This is a genomic window from Streptomyces sp. V3I7, from assembly GCF_030817495.1.
GTDB lineage: Bacteria > Actinomycetota > Actinomycetes > Streptomycetales > Streptomycetaceae > Streptomyces.
This window is the reverse complement of the sequence record NZ_JAUSZK010000001.1, coordinates 1,690,684-1,706,885: the sequence shown is the minus strand read 5'-3', so window position 1 is coordinate 1,706,885 and position 16,202 is coordinate 1,690,684. Positions and strand designations below refer to the sequence as shown.

The 16,202-nt window shown below is 70.1% G+C and carries 13 protein-coding genes; 12 read left to right on the top strand and 1 reads right to left on the bottom strand.

The features are described from left to right. The 12 genes from murF to QFZ74_RS08020 all read left to right on the top strand — a co-directional run bounded on the left by murF (position 1) and on the right by QFZ74_RS08020 (position 12,632). Positions 1 to 1,416, top strand: coding sequence for a UDP-N-acetylmuramoyl-tripeptide--D-alanyl-D-alanine ligase (murF, locus tag QFZ74_RS08075; RefSeq protein ID WP_307620103.1), 1,416 nt, complete (start codon positions 1 to 3; stop codon positions 1,414 to 1,416). After that, the gene (gene mraY, locus QFZ74_RS08070) at positions 1,416 to 2,486 is read left to right on the top strand and encodes a phospho-N-acetylmuramoyl-pentapeptide-transferase (RefSeq protein ID WP_307624077.1); all 1,071 of its coding nucleotides are present in this window, start codon (positions 1,416 to 1,418) and stop codon (positions 2,484 to 2,486) included. Before murF ends, mraY begins: the two co-directional genes overlap by 1 nt. Continuing rightward, complete coding sequence (gene murD, locus QFZ74_RS08065; protein WP_307620102.1) at positions 2,468 to 3,907, top strand: UDP-N-acetylmuramoyl-L-alanine--D-glutamate ligase; 1,440 nt, start codon at positions 2,468 to 2,470, stop codon at positions 3,905 to 3,907. The genes mraY and murD overlap by 19 nt, the downstream gene beginning before the upstream one ends. 112 nt (positions 3,908 to 4,019) lie before the next feature. Next, entirely contained in the window at positions 4,020 to 5,375 is a 1,356-nt protein-coding gene (gene ftsW / locus QFZ74_RS08060) for a putative lipid II flippase FtsW (protein ID WP_307620101.1), read from the top strand. A 6-nt stretch (positions 5,376 to 5,381) separates the two neighbouring features. Beyond that, entirely contained in the window at positions 5,382 to 6,470 is a 1,089-nt protein-coding gene (gene murG / locus QFZ74_RS08055; protein WP_307620100.1) for an undecaprenyldiphospho-muramoylpentapeptide beta-N-acetylglucosaminyltransferase, read from the top strand. 25 nt (positions 6,471 to 6,495) lie between these two features. Beyond that, positions 6,496 to 7,290 carry a cell division protein FtsQ/DivIB gene (locus QFZ74_RS08050; protein WP_307620099.1) on the top strand — a complete coding sequence of 265 codons (795 nt, stop codon included), beginning with the start codon at positions 6,496 to 6,498 and terminating at the stop codon, positions 7,288 to 7,290. A 278-nt stretch (positions 7,291 to 7,568) separates the two neighbouring features. After that, on the top strand, positions 7,569 to 8,774 hold the full coding sequence (gene ftsZ, locus QFZ74_RS08045) for a cell division protein FtsZ (RefSeq protein ID WP_307620098.1): 1,206 nt from the start codon (positions 7,569 to 7,571) through the stop codon (positions 8,772 to 8,774). Beyond that, positions 8,771 to 9,499, top strand: a complete 729-nt coding sequence (gene pgeF, locus QFZ74_RS08040; protein WP_307620097.1) for a peptidoglycan editing factor PgeF — start codon at positions 8,771 to 8,773, stop codon at positions 9,497 to 9,499. The genes ftsZ and pgeF overlap by 4 nt, the downstream gene beginning before the upstream one ends. A gap of 6 nt (positions 9,500 to 9,505) precedes the next feature. Then, on the top strand, positions 9,506 to 10,225 hold the full coding sequence (locus QFZ74_RS08035) for a YggS family pyridoxal phosphate-dependent enzyme (RefSeq protein WP_307620096.1): 720 nt from the start codon (positions 9,506 to 9,508) through the stop codon (positions 10,223 to 10,225). A 129-nt stretch (positions 10,226 to 10,354) separates the two neighbouring features. Continuing rightward, positions 10,355 to 10,996 (top strand): cell division protein SepF, encoded by a 642-nt coding sequence (locus QFZ74_RS08030; protein ID WP_307620095.1) that lies wholly within the window; start codon positions 10,355 to 10,357, stop codon positions 10,994 to 10,996. A 51-nt stretch (positions 10,997 to 11,047) separates the two neighbouring features. After that, complete coding sequence (locus QFZ74_RS08025) at positions 11,048 to 11,332, top strand: YggT family protein (protein WP_307620094.1); 285 nt, start codon at positions 11,048 to 11,050, stop codon at positions 11,330 to 11,332. Between the two features lie 52 nt (positions 11,333 to 11,384). Next, positions 11,385 to 12,632: a DivIVA domain-containing protein gene (locus tag QFZ74_RS08020; RefSeq protein WP_307620093.1), complete on the top strand. Its 1,248-nt coding sequence runs from the start codon at positions 11,385 to 11,387 to the stop codon at positions 12,630 to 12,632. A gap of 239 nt (positions 12,633 to 12,871) precedes the next feature. On the opposite strand, the gene ileS is transcribed toward QFZ74_RS08020, so the two are convergent. Then, entirely contained in the window at positions 12,872 to 16,009 is a 3,138-nt protein-coding gene (gene ileS / locus QFZ74_RS08015; RefSeq protein WP_307620092.1) for an isoleucine--tRNA ligase, read from the bottom strand. Between the last annotated feature and the right edge of the window lie 193 nt (positions 16,010 to 16,202).

Sequence of the window (16,202 nt, the reverse complement as noted above, 5' to 3'; positions counted from 1 at the left end):
GTGATCGCCCTCTCCCTCGCCGAGATCGCAGCAGTCGTCGGCGGGCAGACGCACGACATACCGGATCCGTCCGTCCAGGTCACCGGGCCGGTGGTCCGGGACTCCCGTGAGGTGGGACCCGGCAGCCTCTTCGTCGCCTTCGTGGGCGAGCGCGCGGACGGCCACGACTACGCCCGCCAGGTGGTGGACGCCGGGGCGGCCGCCGTACTGGCGTCGCGCCCCGTCGGCGTGCCCGCGATCGTCGTCGACGACGTCCAGGCCGCGCTCGGCGCCCTCGCCCGGCACGTGGTGACCCTCCTCGGCGCGACCCTCGTGGGCCTCACCGGCTCCGCGGGCAAGACCAGCACCAAGGACCTCATCGCCCAGGTGCTCCAGCGCAAGGCGCCGACCGTGTTCACGCCCGGCTCGCTCAACAACGAGATCGGGCTGCCGCTGACCGCCCTGTCCGCCACCGAGGAGACGAAGTTCCTCGTGCTGGAGATGGGCGCCCGCGGCATCGGCCACATCCGCTACCTCGCCGGCCTCACCCCGCCGAGGATCGGCCTCGTGCTCAACGTCGGCACCGCCCACATCGGCGAGTTCGGCGGCCGCGAGCAGATCGCCGAGGCCAAGGGCGAGCTCGTGGAGAGCCTGCCCTCAGCCGAAGACGGCGGCGCCGCGATCCTCAACGCCGACGACCCGCTGGTCCGCGCCATGGCCGCCCGTACCAAGGCGAAGGTGGTCCTTTTCGGAGAGTCGGCCGAAGCGGACGTACGGGCCGAGAACGTGCGACTCACGGACAGTGGACAGCCCTCGTTCAGGCTTCACACACCCTCCGGTGCAAGCGATGTGACCATGCGCCTGTACGGTGAGCACCACGTGTCGAACGCGCTCGCCGCGGCCGCCGTCGCCCATGAGCTGGGCATGTCCGCGAACGAGATCGCCACCGCGCTCTCGGAGGCGGGCTCCCTCTCCCGCTGGCGGATGGAGGTCACCGAGCGCCCGGACGGCGTGACCATCGTCAACGACGCCTACAACGCCAACCCCGAGTCCATGCGAGCCGCTCTGCGCGCGCTCGCGGCCATGGGCAACGGGCGGCGCACCTGGGCGGTGCTCGGCAAGATGGCCGAGCTCGGTGACGAGGCGCTCGCCGAGCACGACGCGGTCGGACGGCTCGCCGTCCGGCTCAACGTCAGCAAGCTCGTCGCGGTCGGGGGCAGGGAAGCGTCCTGGCTGCAACTGGGCGCATATAACGAGGGTTCGTGGGGTGAGGAGTCGGTGCACGTGTCCGACGCACAGGCGGCGATCGACCTGTTGCGCAGCGAGTTGCGCCCGGGAGACGTCGTCCTCGTGAAGGCGTCCCGTTCGGTCGGTCTCGAGAGTGTCGCCCAGGCGCTGCTCGCGACCGGTGCCGAGGGTGAGGTTGCCGCCCGATGATGAAGCAGATCCTGTTCGCAGGAGTCATTGGTCTCTTCCTGAGCCTCGTCGGCACCCCGCTGCTGATCAAGCTCCTCGCCCGCAAGGGCTACGGCCAGTACATCCGTGACGACGGCCCGCGCGAGCACGCCAGCAAGCGCGGTACGCCGACCATGGGCGGTATCGCCTTCATGCTGGCGACGATCGCCGCGTACTTCCTGTCCAAGGTGATCACGGGCTACCCGCCCACCTTCTCCGGCCTGCTGGTGCTCGGCCTGATGTTCGGCATGGGCCTGGTCGGCTTCCTCGACGACTACATCAAGATCGTCAAGCGGCGTTCGCTGGGTCTGCGGGCCAAGGCGAAGATGGCCGGCCAGCTGATCGTCGGTATCGCCTTCGCGGTCCTCTCGCTCCAGTTCGCCGACGCCCGCGGCAACACCCCGGCCTCCACCAAGCTGTCGTTCATCACGGACTTCGGCTGGACGATCGGCCCCGTGCTGTTCGTGGTCTGGGCGCTGTTCATGATCCTCGCGATGTCGAACGGCGTGAACCTCACCGACGGTCTGGACGGCCTCGCCACCGGCGCCTCCGTCCTCGTCTTCGGCGCGTACACCTTCATCGGCGTGTGGCAGTTCCAGGAGTCCTGCGCCAACGCGATGACGCTGACCAACCCGGGCGCCTGCTACGAGGTGCGCGACCCGCTCGACCTCGCGGTCGTCTCCTCCGCGCTGATGGGCGCCTGCCTGGGCTTCCTGTGGTGGAACACCTCGCCGGCGAAGATCTTCATGGGTGACACGGGCTCGCTCGCCCTCGGCGGTGTGCTCGCCGGTCTGGCCATCTGCTCCCGTACGGAGCTGCTGCTGGCCATCCTCGGCGGCCTGTTCGTGCTCATCACCATGTCGGTGGTCATCCAGGTCGGCTCCTTCCGCCTCACCGGCAAGCGCGTCTTCCGGATGGCGCCACTGCAGCACCACTTCGAACTCAAGGGCTGGTCCGAAGTCCTTGTCGTGGTCCGCTTCTGGATCATTCAGGGCATCTGTGTGATCGTCGGACTGGGTCTCTTCTACGCAGGATGGGCAGCAGACAAGTGACCGACTCGGTGCCTTCGGAATTCCAGGGCCAGCACGTCACCGTCGCCGGGCTCGGCGTCTCCGGCGTCCCGGCGGCCAAGGTCCTGCACGGTCTCGGCGCGATCGTCACCGTCGTCAACGACGGCGACGACGAGCGCGCCCGGGCGCAGGCGGCCGAACTGGAGGCACTCGGGATCACCGTGCGCCTCGGTGACGGAGCGACCCTGCCCGAAGGCACCGAGCTGATCGTCACCGCGCCCGGCTGGCAGCCGGACAAGCCGCTGTTCGCGGCCGCCGAGCAGGCCGGCGTCCCCGTCTGGGGCGACGTCGAGCTGGCCTGGCGGCTGCGCGGCCCGGACGCCGCGCCCTGGCTGTGCGTGACGGGCACCAACGGCAAGACCACGACCGTCCAGATGCTCGCCTCCATGCTGAAGGCGGCGGGCCTGCGCACCGCCGCCGTCGGCAACATCGGCGTCTCGCTGCTGGACGCGGTCCTCGGCGACGAGGAGTACGACGTCCTCGCGGTCGAGCTGTCCAGCTACCAGCTCCACTGGGCGCCCTCGCTGCGCGCCTACTCGGCGGCCGTGCTCAACCTGGCCCCGGACCACCTCGACTGGCACGGCTCCATGGAGGCCTACGCCGCGGACAAGGGCCGTATCTACGAGGGCAATCGGGTCGCCTGCGTCTACAACGTCGCCGACAAGCTCACCGAGGACCTGGTCCGCGAGGCCGACGTCGAGGAGGGCTGCCGGGCCATCGGGTTCACCCTGGGCGCGCCCGCGCCCTCCCAACTCGGCGTCGTGGACGGCATCCTGGTCGACCGCGCCTTCGTCGAGAACCGGCAGAAGAACGCGGCGGCGCTCGCCGAGGTCTGCGACGTGAACCCGCCGGCCCCGCACAACATCGCCAACGCCCTTGCCGCGGCGGCTCTCGCGCGCTCCTTCGGGGTGCCCGCCGAGGCCGTACGCGACGGTCTGCGGAACTTCACCCCCGACGCCCACCGCATCTCCCACGTCGCCGACGTGGACGGCGTGGCGTACGTCGACGACTCCAAGGCCACCAACACCCACGCCGCGGAAGCCTCGTTGGCGGCGTACGAGCCGATCGTGTGGATCGCGGGCGGCCTCGCCAAGGGCGCCTCCTTCGACGAACTCGTCGCGGGCGCGGCCAAGCGGCTGCGGGGCGTCGTCCTCATCGGCGCGGACCGCGGTCTGATCCGCGAAGCCCTCGCGCGACACGCGCCGGAAGTACCCGTCGTCGACCTCGACCGGGCCGACACTGGGGCGATGCTCCAGGCGGTCCAGGAGGCGGCGCGGCTCGCACAGCCCGGCGACACGGTGCTGCTGGCCCCGGCTTGCGCTTCCATGGACATGTTCACCAACTACAACAAGCGCGGTGACGCGTTCGCGCAGGCGGTGCGCGAACTCGGCGCGGGCGCCTGACGGCGGGTCTCGGCCAGGACGGGTACTTCGGGACCCTTGGAGGGACGCGTGACTCGGATGTGGCTCAGGCGGAGCCTGCGGGCGGGAGCCGGCGGCGGGGCGGGAGCCGGTGATGGCCGCTAGCCGTACGAGCCGTCCCCCGGTCCAGCGGACCCCGAGACGGCCCGCTTCCCCGCAGTCCTCGCACGACAACCCGGTACGGCGGTTCTACACCCGCGCGCGGAAGGCCTGGGACCGGCCGCTGACGGCGTACTACCTGATCCTCGGCGGCAGTCTGCTGATCACCGTGCTCGGCCTGGTGATGGTGTATTCGGCCTCCCAGATCACCGCGCTCCAGCTGTCGCTGCCGGGGTCGTACTTCTTCCGCAAGCAGTTCCTGGCGGCGGTGATCGGCGGCGGCCTGCTGTTCGCGGCCTCGCGCATGCCGGTGAAGCTGCACAGGGCGCTGGCCTACCCGATCCTGGCCGGCGCCGTCTTCCTGATGGCCCTGGTGCAGATCCCGGGGATAGGGATGGCGGTCAACGGCAACCGGAACTGGATCTCGCTCGGCGGCTCCTTCCAGATCCAGCCCAGTGAGTTCGGCAAGCTCGCCCTGGTGCTGTGGGGCGCCGACCTGATCGCGCGCAAGCAGGACAAGAAGCTGCTGACCCAGTGGAAACACATGCTGGTGCCGCTGGTCCCGGTCGCCTTCCTGCTGCTCGGGCTGATCATGCTCGGCGGCGACATGGGCACCGCGATCATTCTCACGGCGATCCTGTTCGGCCTGCTGTGGCTCGCGGGAGCGCCGACCCGGCTGTTCGTCGGCGTGCTCTCGATCGCCGCCACGATCGGTGTGATCCTCATCAAGACCAGCCCCAACCGCATGGCCAGGCTCGCCTGCGTCGGCGCCACCGAACCACGCTCCGGAGTAGCCGACTGCTGGCAGGCCGTGCACGGGATCTACGCCCTGGCATCCGGCGGCCTCTTCGGATCCGGACTGGGCGCGAGTGTGGAAAAATGGGGTCAACTCCCCGAAGCCCACACCGACTTCATCTTCGCCGTCACCGGTGAGGAACTGGGCCTCGCGGGGACGCTGTCGGTACTCGCGCTCTTCGCGGCCCTAGGCTATGCGGGTATCCGCGTGGCCGGAGGCACGGAGGACCCCTTCGTGAGGTACGCCGCGGGAGGCGTGACGACCTGGATCACCGCGCAGGCGGTGATCAACATCGGTGCGGTGCTCGGTCTGCTGCCGATCGCCGGCGTCCCCCTCCCGCTGTTCTCCTACGGAGGGTCCGCCCTGCTGCCGACCATGTTCGCCATCGGGCTGCTGATCGCCTTCGCGCGCGAGGAGCCCGCGGCGAGGGCGGCGCTTGCGATGCGGCAACCTCGCTTTGGTAGAAAGCGGAGTGCTGGGGGTCCTGCGGGGCCCCGTAGATGGAACACGATGCGACGGCGCGCCACGGTGGCGCGATCGTCCGGAGAGCGGTGAATTTCGGTGCATGTCGTACTTGCCGGCGGGGGCACCGCGGGCCACATCGAGCCCGCGCTCGCCCTCGCGGACGCCCTGCGCAGGCAGGACCCGACCGTGGGGATCACGGCCCTGGGCACGGAGCGGGGTCTGGAGACCCGGCTCGTTCCCGAGCGCGGCTACGAGCTCGCGCTGATCCCGGCGGTGCCGCTGCCGCGCAAGCCCACGCCTGAGCTGATCACCGTCCCGGGCCGGCTGCGCGGCACGATCAAGGCGACCGAGGAGATCCTGGAACGCACCAAGGCGGACGCCGTGGTCGGCTTCGGCGGCTACGTCGCGCTGCCCGCGTACCTGGCCGCCAAGAGGCTCGGGGTGCCGATCGTGATCCACGAGGCCAACGCCCGCCCCGGTCTCGCCAACAAGATCGGCTCGCGCTACGCCTCCCGCGTCGCCGTCTCCACGCCCGACAGCAAGCTGCGCGACGCCCGCTACATCGGCATCCCGCTGCGCCGCACCATCGCGACGCTGGACCGGTCGGCGCTGCGCCCCGAGGCCCGCGCCTACTTCGGCCTCAACCCCAACCTGCCCACGCTGCTGGTCTCCGGCGGCTCGCAGGGCGCCCGCCGCCTCAACGAGGTGACCCAGCAGGTCGCTCCGTGGCTGCAGCAGGCCGGCATCCAGATCCTGCACGCGGTCGGTCCGAAGAACGAACTGCCGCAGGTGCAGCAGATGCCGGGAATGCCCCCGTACATCCCGGTAAGTTACCTGGACCGGATGGACCTCGCGTACGCCGCGGCCGACATGATGCTGTGCCGCGCGGGCGCGATGACCGTCGCCGAGCTCTCCGCCGTCGGACTTCCCGCCGCCTACGTCCCGCTGCCCATCGGCAACGGCGAACAGCGGCTGAACGCCCAGCCGGTGGTCAAGGCGGGCGGCGGTCTCCTCGTCGACGACGCCGACCTCACGCCGGAGTGGGTGCAGCAGAACGTCCTTCCCGTGCTGGCCGATCCGCACCGGCTGTACGAGATGTCCCGCGCCGCGGGCGAGTTCGGCCGCCGCGACGCCGACGAGCTGCTCGTCGGCATGGTGTACGAGGCCATCGCCTCGCGCCGTTAGGACCGTATGACGAAAGGGCAGTAGCGTGGCCGGACCGACCGTTGCCGAGCGCGGTGAACGCCAGCAGGGGTCGTCCGGCCCGCCGCTCCTTCGGCGACCAGGCCTGCCCCGTCTTCGTACGATCGTCATCCTGGCGGTCGCCGTCGTGCTGCTCGGTGCCGGTTCCGTCTGGGTGTTGTACGGCTCCCCGTGGCTGCGGGTGGAGCGCGTATCCGTCGCCGGTACCCGGATTCTGACGTCCGATCAGGTCCGCCGGACCTCCGAGGCGCCCGTCGGTGCCCCGCTGGTCTCCGTCGACACCGGCGCGATCGAGGCCCGACTCCGCCGGAAAATGCCGCGTATTGACACCGTGGAGGTCGTGCGCGCCTGGCCGCACGGCATCGGGCTGAAGGTGACCGAGCGGGCTCCGGTCCTCCTGGTGCGCAGAAATGGCGAGTTCGTCGAAGTCGACGACGAGGGCGTCCGTTTCGCCACCGTTCCCAAGGCACCGAAGAACATTCCGGTTCTGGACCTCGCTGCCTCCCGGTCCGATTCGGCCTCCGCGAGTCTGCGGCGCTTCGGCACCGACCGGCTCACGCGGGCCGCGGTGCGCGTCGCGGGCGCCCTCCCGGCCGCCGTCCTGCACGAGACCGGGAGCGTCAAAGTCCGTTCCTACGACGCCATCTCGCTTCAGCTGGGCGGCGGTCGGACGGTCGACTGGGGAAGCGGCGAGAACGGCCGCGCGAAGGCGCGCGCACTCACCGCGCTCATGAAAGCGGCCCCGAACGCACGGCACTTCGACGTCGCCGTTCCCACCGCCCCGGTGTCATCGGGGAGTTGACGCACATCAGCGCAGGCCAACACCCTGGTTGGGTACTGCCAGGGCTGATCACATAGGGTGAAAAGAAAAACGGGAGGTTCGGCGTGTTCGTTGAACGCGCGCCACTTGTCGACTTAGTGTCCTGTTCGGAAGAGTCCAAGGAACAGACACACTGGTAACCCTAAACTTCAGCGTTAGGGTTCGGGTCGGCACTCGGACCGTCCCAATCGGCATCAGTCGTCGGATCGCGGCAGCGCCGCGAGTCGTCGACACGTAACTCGAGGCGAGAGGCCTTCGACGTGGCAGCACCGCAGAACTACCTCGCAGTCATCAAAGTCATCGGTGTCGGCGGCGGTGGTGTCAATGCCATCAACCGGATGATCGAGGTCGGTCTCAAGGGCGTCGAGTTCATCGCCATCAACACCGACGCTCAGGCGCTGTTGATGAGCGACGCCGACGTCAAGCTCGACGTCGGCCGTGAACTCACCCGCGGACTCGGCGCCGGCGCCAACCCGGCCGTCGGCCGCAAGGCCGCCGAGGACCACCGCGAGGAGATCGAGGAGGTCCTCAAGGGGGCCGACATGGTCTTCGTGACGGCCGGCGAGGGCGGCGGCACCGGCACCGGCGGCGCACCCGTCGTGGCCAACATCGCGCGCTCGCTCGGCGCCCTCACCATCGGCGTGGTCACGCGCCCGTTCACCTTCGAGGGACGGCGCCGCGCGAACCAGGCCGAGGACGGCATCGCCGAACTCCGCGAAGAGGTCGACACCCTCATCGTCATCCCCAACGACCGGCTGCTGTCCATCTCGGACCGCCAGGTCTCGGTCCTGGACGCCTTCAAGTCCGCGGACCAGGTCCTGCTCTCCGGTGTCCAGGGCATCACCGACCTCATCACCACCCCGGGTCTGATCAACCTCGACTTCGCCGACGTCAAGTCGGTCATGTCCGAGGCCGGTTCGGCCCTCATGGGCATCGGCTCGGCCCGCGGCGACGACCGCGCGGTGGCCGCCGCCGAGATGGCGATCTCCTCGCCGCTGCTGGAGGCGTCCATCGACGGCGCCCGCGGCGTCCTGCTCTCCATCTCCGGCGGCTCGGACCTCGGTCTGTTCGAGATCAACGAGGCCGCCCAGCTGGTCAGCGAGGCCGCTCACCCCGAGGCCAACATCATCTTCGGCGCGGTCATCGACGACGCCCTCGGCGACGAGGTCCGGGTCACCGTGATCGCGGCCGGCTTCGACGGCGGACAGCCGCCGGCCCGCCGGGAGAACTCCGCCGGCTCGTCGTCGGCCCCGTCCTCGGCCCGCCGCGAGGAGCCCGCTCCGGCACGGCAGACCGAGAGCCGCCCGTCCTTCGGTTCGCTCGGCAGCGTGACGCCGAAGGAGGAGCCCGAGCCCGCCCCGGCGCCGGTGCCGGACATCCCGGTCACCCCGCCGGCGCCGCCCGCGCCGCGGAGCTACTCGGACAGCACGGCCGAGGAACTGGACGTGCCGGACTTCCTGAAGTGATAGGACAGCGCGACACCGTGAGCGGCGCGCACTTCGCCTTCACCGACAGGTGGGGCGGGGTGAGCGCCGTTCCGTACGAGGAGCTCAACCTCGGCGGGGCGGTCGGCGACGACCCCGAGGCCGTACGCACCAACCGCGAACTGGCCGCCAAGTCGCTGGGACTCGACCCGGCGAACGTGGTCTGGATGAACCAGGTCCACTCGGCGGTCGTCGCGGTGGTGGACGGACCCTGGGGCACCCGGCCCGTGCCCGAGGTCGACGCGATCGTGACCGCGCGCCCCGGGCTCGCCCTCGCCGTACTCACCGCCGACTGCACCCCGGTGCTGCTCGCCGATCCGGTCGCCCGGGTCGCCGCGGCGGCGCACGCGGGGCGCCCCGGCATGGTCGCCGGAGTCGTTCCGGCCGTCGTACGGGCGATGACCGAACTGGGCGCGGATCCGGCCCGGATCGTCGCACGCACCGGACCCGCCGTCTGCGGCCGGTGCTACGAGGTGCCGGAGGAGATGCGCGCCGAGGTGGCCGCCGTCGAACCGGCGGCGCACGCCGAGACGAGCTGGGGTACACCGGCGGTCGGCGTGAGCGCCGGCGTGCACGCGCAGCTCGAACGGCTCGGGGTGCACGACCGGGAGCATTCCCCGGTGTGCACGCGGGAGTCGGGCGACCACTTCTCGTACCGCCGCGACCGCACCACCGGGCGGCTCGCGGGCTATGTGTGGCTGGACTGATGGGACATGACGGACCGTAAGGCTGAACTCGCCGCGAATCTGGCGAAGGTGGAGGAGCGGATCGCCGCCGCGTGTGCGGCGGCGGGCCGTGAGCGGGAGGACGTGACCCTCATCGTGGTCACCAAGACTTACCCCGCGAGCGATGTGCGGATCCTGTCAGAACTCGGTGTGCGCCACGTCGCCGAGAACCGCGACCAGGACGCGGCACCCAAGGCCGCCGAGTGCGCGGACCTGCCCCTGAGTTGGCACTTCGTCGGTCAGTTGCAGACCAACAAGGTGCGCTCCGTGGTCGGTTACGCCGACTTCGTGCAGTCCGTCGACCGTTCACGGCTCGTCACGGCCCTGTCCAAGGAGGCCGTCCGGGCCGGGCGCGAGGTGGGGTGCCTGCTCCAGGTCGCGCTCGACGCGGGGGAGAGCGGCCGGGGCGAGAGGGGCGGCGTCGCGCCGGGCGGAATCGAAGAGTTGGCCGACCATGTCGCCGTCGCGCCGGGACTGCGGCTCGACGGACTGATGACCGTCGCCCCTCTCACGGGGGAGTACGCCGGGCGCCAACAACAGGCGTTCGAGCGGATGATGGATTTGTCGACCAGCCTGCGCCGAGCTCATCCGGCTGCGAACATGGTCTCGGCGGGGATGAGCACGGACCTCGAGCAGGCCGTGGCGGCCGGAGCGACACATGTGCGCGTCGGCACTGCGGTACTCGGAGTCCGCCCCGGGCTCGGGTAACGTCGCCAAGAAGTCGGACCACAGCAGAAAATATGGTCAATACGGCCGAAAGGCGGCCGCAACGACCGAGTGGATCGCGGGCACTTGGCAGTCGTCACCCGATCCACCACAGAGCGGAGGACTCAGAGCATGGCCGGCGCGATGCGCAAGATGGCGGTCTACCTCGGCCTCGTGGAGGACGATGGGTACGACGGCCGGGGATTCGACCCCGACGACGACTTCGAGCCCGAACTCGACCCGGAGCCCGAGCGTGACCACAGACGGCATGAGCCGTCACACCAGTCGCACAGTGCACACCAACCCCAAAGGGACGAATCGGTACGTGTGGTGCAGCCTCCGGCGCCGCGCGAGCCGGTGTCCCATTCGGCTTCGCTAGCCGCGGAATCGGGGCGCCCTGCGCGTATCGCGCCCGTGGCGTCCATCACACAAGAACGCCAGTCCCTGGAGAAGAGTGCGCCGGTGATCATGCCCAAGGTCGTGTCCGAGCGAGAGCCTTACCGGATCACCACGCTCCACCCCCGGACCTACAACGAGGCCCGTACCATCGGGGAACACTTCCGCGAGGGCACCCCGGTGATCATGAATCTGACCGAGATGGATGACACGGACGCGAAGCGACTTGTCGACTTTGCGGCCGGATTGGTGTTCGGTCTTCACGGCAGCATCGAGCGGGTGACGCAGAAGGTGTTCCTGTTGTCGCCTGCTAACGTCGATGTCACGGCGGAGGACAAGGCCCGTATCGCAGAGGGCGGGTTCTTCAACCAGAGCTGAGACGCAAGACCGGCAGTTGCACGAAAACCAGGGGAGAGGGAAGCAGGGGTCATGGGCGTGGTCCTGGATGTCATCTACATCGCGCTGATGTGCTTCCTCGTTGTGCTCATCTTCCGGTTGGTCATGGACTATGTCTTCCAGTTCGCCCGCTCGTGGCAACCCGGCAAGGCGATGGTGGTCGTTCTGGAGGCCACTTACACTGTCACCGATCCACCGCTCAAGCTTCTGCGGCGGTTCATTCCGCCGCTGCGTCTCGGGGGCGTGGCGCTCGATCTGTCCTTCTTCGTGCTGATGATCATCGTCTACATCCTGATCTCTATCGTGAGCCGGCTGTGAGCGATGTGAACTACCGTCTTGCCGATGCCGACGACTACGTTGAGGTGAAGAGATGCCGTTGACCCCCGAGGACGTGCGGAACAAGCAGTTCACGACCGTACGCCTCCGAGAAGGCTATGACGAGGACGAGGTCGATGCCTTCCTCGACGAGGTCGAGGCCGAGCTGACCCGAATGCTCCGCGAGAACGAGGACCTGCGCGCCAAGCTGGCCGCTGCCACGCGCGCGGCTGCGCAGAACCAGCAGAACATGCGCAAGCCCCCGGAGCAGCAGGACGGCCCGCCTCAGCAGCAGGGCGGCATGCAGCAGCAGGGTGGCATGCAGCAGCAGGGTGGCATGCAGCAGCAGGGTGGCATGCAGCAGGGCGGGATGCAGCAGGGCGGTATGCCGCAGCAGGGCATGCGAGGCCCCGGCGGCCCGGTGCCCGCCGGCATATCGGGCCCGCCGCAGCAGCAGATGGGTGGCCCCATGGGTGGCCCGCCCCAGCTGCCGAGCGGTGCCCCGCAGCTGCCTGCCGGTCCCGGCGGTCAGGGCGGTCCGCAGGGTCCCGGCCCGATGGGTCAGGGTCCCGGTCCGATGGGTCAGGGCGGCCCGATGGGTGGTCAGCCCCCCATGCCGCAGCAGATGGGTGGCCCGATGGGCGGCCCCATGGGCGGTCCGATGGGTGGTCCCGGCGGCCCCGGTCAGGGTGGCCCCGGTGGCGACAGCGCCGCGCGTGTCCTCTCGCTGGCCCAGCAGACCGCCGACCAGGCGATCGCCGAGGCCCGCTCCGAGGCCAACAAGATCGTCGGCGAGGCCCGCAGCCGCGCCGAGGGTCTCGAGCGTGACGCCCGTGCCAAGGCCGACGCCCTGGAGCGGGACGCGCAGGAGAAGCACCGCGTGGCCATGGGCTCCCTGGAGTCCGCGCGCGCCACGCTGGAGCGCAAGGTCGAGGACCTGCGCGGCTTCGAGCGCGAGTACCGCACGCGCCTGAAGTCGTACCTGGAGTCGCAGCTGCGTCAGCTGGAGACCCAGGCCGACGACTCGCTGGCTCCGCCGCGTACCCCGGCCGCGGCGTCCCTGCCGCCGTCCCCGGCGCCCTCGATGGCTCCGGCCGGCGCGGGTGCCCCGTCCTACGGCGGCGGCAACCAGACGATGGGCGGCTCCTCTGCGCCGTCCGCCCCCTCCTACGGTGGCGGTCAGCAGCAGATGTCCCCGGCGATGACCCAGCCGATGGCGCCGGTCCGCCCGCAGGGCCCGTCCCCGATGGGTCAGGCACCGTCGCCGATGCGCGGGTTCCTGATCGACGAGGACGACAACTGACGGCCAGTAGTACGGCCAGAACGTCGGCAGCGTTCAGGGCGAGGCCCCGGATTTCGATCCGGGGCCTCGCCCTTTTTACGCGTGTTGACGGGGGTCGGCGCGAGTGGGGCGCGTCGGACGTCTGTTCGTGGCGGGTGCGGTGTTCGTTCGGGTGGTGAGGGGGTTTTCGGCGTACGCAATGCCGAAGGCCCGGGTCCCGAGACGAATCTCGGGACCCGGGCCCTCGGGTGCCGGGGTCCTTATGCCTTGCGGAGGCGGAAGGTGAGGGACAGGCCCTCGTCGGTGAACGGGGTGCCGTAGGAGTCGTCCGCCTCGCCCTGGGCGAAGTCCGTGGCCAGGACCTCGTCCGCGATCAGGTTCGCGTGCTCGGTCAGGGCCGCGATGACCGCCGGGTCCGTCGAGGTCCAGCGCAGCGCGATGCGGTCGGCCACGTCGAGGCCGCTGTTCTTGCGGGCCTCCTGGATCAGGCGGATCGCGTCACGGGCGAGGCCCGCCTGACGCAGCTCCTCGGTGATCTCCAGGTCCAGCGCGACGGTCGCGCCGGAGTCCGAGGCCACCGACCAGCCCTCGCGCGGGGTCTCCGTGATGATCACCTCGTCGGGGGCGAGGGTGATCGTCTCGCCGTCGACCTCGACCGACGCCGTGCCCTCGCGCAGCGCCAGGGACAGCGCGGCCGCGTCGGCGTCGGCTACGGCCCTGGCGACGTCCTGGACTCGCTTGCCGAACCGCTTGCCCAGCGCACGGAAGTTGGCCTTGGCGGTCGTGTCCACCAGCGAGCCGCCGACCTCCGAGAGCGAGGCCAGGGAGCTGACGTTCAGCTCCTCGGTGATCTGCGTGTGCAGCTCGGGGTCGAGGGTCTCGAAGCCCGCACCCGCCACCAGCGCACGCGACAGCGGCTGGCGGGTCTTGACGCCCGACTCCGCGCGCGTGGCGCGGCCCAGCTCCACCAGGCGGCGGACCAGGACCATCTGCCGCGACAGCTCCGGGTCGATCGCGGACAGGTCCGCCTCCGGCCAGGACGCCAGGTGCACCGACTCGGGCGCGCCCGCGGTGACCGGCACGATCAGGTCCTGCCACACCCGCTCGGTGATGAACGGGGTGATCGGCGCCATCAGCTTCGTGACCGTCTCGACGACCTCGTGCAGCGTGCGCAGCGCGGCCTTGTCGCCCTGCCAGAAGCGGCGGCGCGAGCGGCGGACGTACCAGTTGGACAGGTCGTCGACGAACGCCGACAGGAGCTTTCCGGCGCGCTGAGTGTCGTACGCGTCCAGGGCCTGGGTGACCTGGTCGGTGAGCGCGTGCAGTTCGGAGAGCAGCCAGCGGTCCAGGACCGGGCGGTCGGCCGGGGCCGGGTCCGCCGCGGACGGCGCCCAGTTCGACGTACGGGCGTACAGGGCCTGGAAGGCGACCGTGTTCCAGTACGTGAGCAGCGTCTTGCGGACGACCTCCTGGATCGTGCCGTGGCCGACGCGGCGGGCCGCCCAGGGCGAGCCGCCGGCCGCCATGAACCAGCGCACGGCGTCCGCACCGTGCTGGTCCATCAGCGGGATCGGCTCCAGGGTGTTCCCCAGGTGCTTGGACATCTTGCGGCCGTCCTCGGCGAGGATGTGGCCCAGGCAGACGACGTTCTCGTACGACGACTTGTCGAAGACCAGCGTGCCGACGGCCATCAGCGTGTAGAACCAGCCGCGGGTCTGGTCGATCGCCTCGGAGATGAACTGCGCCGGGTAGCGGCTCTCGAACAGCTCCTTGTTCTTGTGCGGGTAGCCCCACTGCGCGAACGGCATCGAACCCGAGTCGTACCAGGCGTCGATGACCTCCGGCACGCGCGTGGCCGTCTTGCCGCACTCGGGGCACGGGAAGGTGACCGCGTCGATGTACGGACGGTGCGGGTCCAGTTCGGACTGGTCGGTGCCGGTCAGCTCGGAGAGCTCCGCGCGCGAGCCGACGACCGTGAGGTGGTCCTCCTCGCAGCGCCAGACCGGCAGCGGGGTGCCCCAGTAACGGTTGCGGGACAGGGCCCAGTCGATGTTGTTGGTCAGCCAGTCGCCGAACCGGCCGTGCTTGACCGTCTCCGGGAACCAGTTGGTGCCCTCGTTCTCCGCGATCATCCGGTCCTTGACGGCCGTGGTGCGGATGTACCAGGACGGCTGCGCGTAGTAGAGCAGCGCGGTGTGGCAGCGCCAGCAGTGCGGGTAGCTGTGCTCGTACGCCAGGTGCCGGAAGAGCAGACCGCGGGCGTCGAGGTCCGCGGTGAGCTGCTCATCGGCCTTCTTGAAGAAGACGCCGCCGACGAGCGGGACGTCCTCCTCGAAGGTGCCGTCGGGGCGGACCGGGTTCACGACCGGCAGGCCGTAGGAGCGGCAGACCTTGAGGTCGTCCTCACCGAAGGCGGGGGCCTGGTGGACCAGGCCCGTACCGTCCTCGGTGGTGACGTAGTCGGCGTTCACCACGAAGTGGGCCGGCTCGGGGAACTCCACGAGTTCGAAGGGACGCTGGTACGTCCAGCGCTCCATCTCGGCGCCGGTGAAGCTCTGGCCGGTGGTCTCCCAGCCCTCGCCGAGCGCCTTCTCGAGGAGCGGCTCGGCGACGACGATCTTCTCCTCGCCGTTGCTCGCGACGACGTAGGTGACGTCGGGGTGCGCGGCGACGGCCGTGTTGGACACGAGCGTCCAGGGGGTCGTCGTCCACACCAGCAGCGAGGCCTCGCCGGCGAGCGGGCCGGAGGTGAGCGGGAAGCGGACGTACACGGAGGGGTCGATGACCGTCTCGTAGCCCTGCGCCAGCTCGTGGTCGGACAGGCCGGTGCCGCAGCGCGGGCACCAGGGGGCGACGCGGTGGTCCTGGACGAGCAGGCCCTTGTCGAAGATCTCCTTCAGCGACCACCAGACCGACTCGATGTACTCGGGGTCCATCGTGCGGTACGGGTCTTCGAGGTCGGTCCAGTAGCCCATGCGGGTCGTGAGCGCGGCGAAGGCGTCGGTGTGTCGCAGCACGGACTCACGGCACTTGGCGTTGAACTCGGCGATGCCGTACGCCTCGATGTCCTGCTTGCCGCTGAAGCCCAGCTCCTTCTCGACCGCCAGCTCCACGGGCAGGCCGTGGCAGTCCCAGCCGGCCTTGCGGCCCACGTGGTAGCCGCGCATGGTGCGGAAGCGGGGGAAGACGTCCTTGAAGACGCGCGCCTCGATGTGGTGGGCGCCCGGCATGCCGTTGGCGGTGGGCGGGCCCTCGTAGAACACCCACTCCGGACGGCCCGCGGACTGCTCCAGGGTCTTGTTGAAGATCTTCTGCTCGCGCCAGAAGTCGAGCACCTCGTGCTCGAGCGCGGGCAGGTCGACCTGGGCGGGCACCTGGCGGTACGTCGGCTCTGTCATCTGCGAGCTTCCTCCAACGGACTTGCTGCCTTCCGTCGGAGGGACGAGAGCCGTAAGTGCTACGTGCGCCGTGCGGCGCGCTCCCGCGGTACCACCCTCCTTGGCTCTCCAGGCGCCCTGCGCGCCGGTGAGCCCCCTCATTGGGGTCGCGATACCGGTTCTACTGGCCCTGGGCGGACAGTGGGCGGAGCCC

Coding starts and splice junctions, on each gene's coding strand:
- QFZ74_RS08025 (WP_307620094.1), top strand. CDS start 11,048: ATGGGCGTGGTCCTGGATGTCATCTACATCGCGCTGATGTGCTTCCTC.
- QFZ74_RS08030 (WP_307620095.1), top strand. CDS start 10,355: ATGGCCGGCGCGATGCGCAAGATGGCGGTCTACCTCGGCCTCGTGGAG.
- mraY (WP_307624077.1), top strand. CDS start 1,416: ATGAAGCAGATCCTGTTCGCAGGAGTCATTGGTCTCTTCCTGAGCCTC.
- ileS (WP_307620092.1), bottom strand. CDS start 16,009: ATGACAGAGCCGACGTACCGCCAGGTGCCCGCCCAGGTCGACCTGCCC.
- murD (WP_307620102.1), top strand. CDS start 2,468: ATGGGCAGCAGACAAGTGACCGACTCGGTGCCTTCGGAATTCCAGGGC.
- QFZ74_RS08035 (WP_307620096.1), top strand. CDS start 9,506: ATGACGGACCGTAAGGCTGAACTCGCCGCGAATCTGGCGAAGGTGGAG.
- QFZ74_RS08020 (WP_307620093.1), top strand. CDS start 11,385: ATGCCGTTGACCCCCGAGGACGTGCGGAACAAGCAGTTCACGACCGTA.
- ftsW (WP_307620101.1), top strand. CDS start 4,020: ATGGCCGCTAGCCGTACGAGCCGTCCCCCGGTCCAGCGGACCCCGAGA.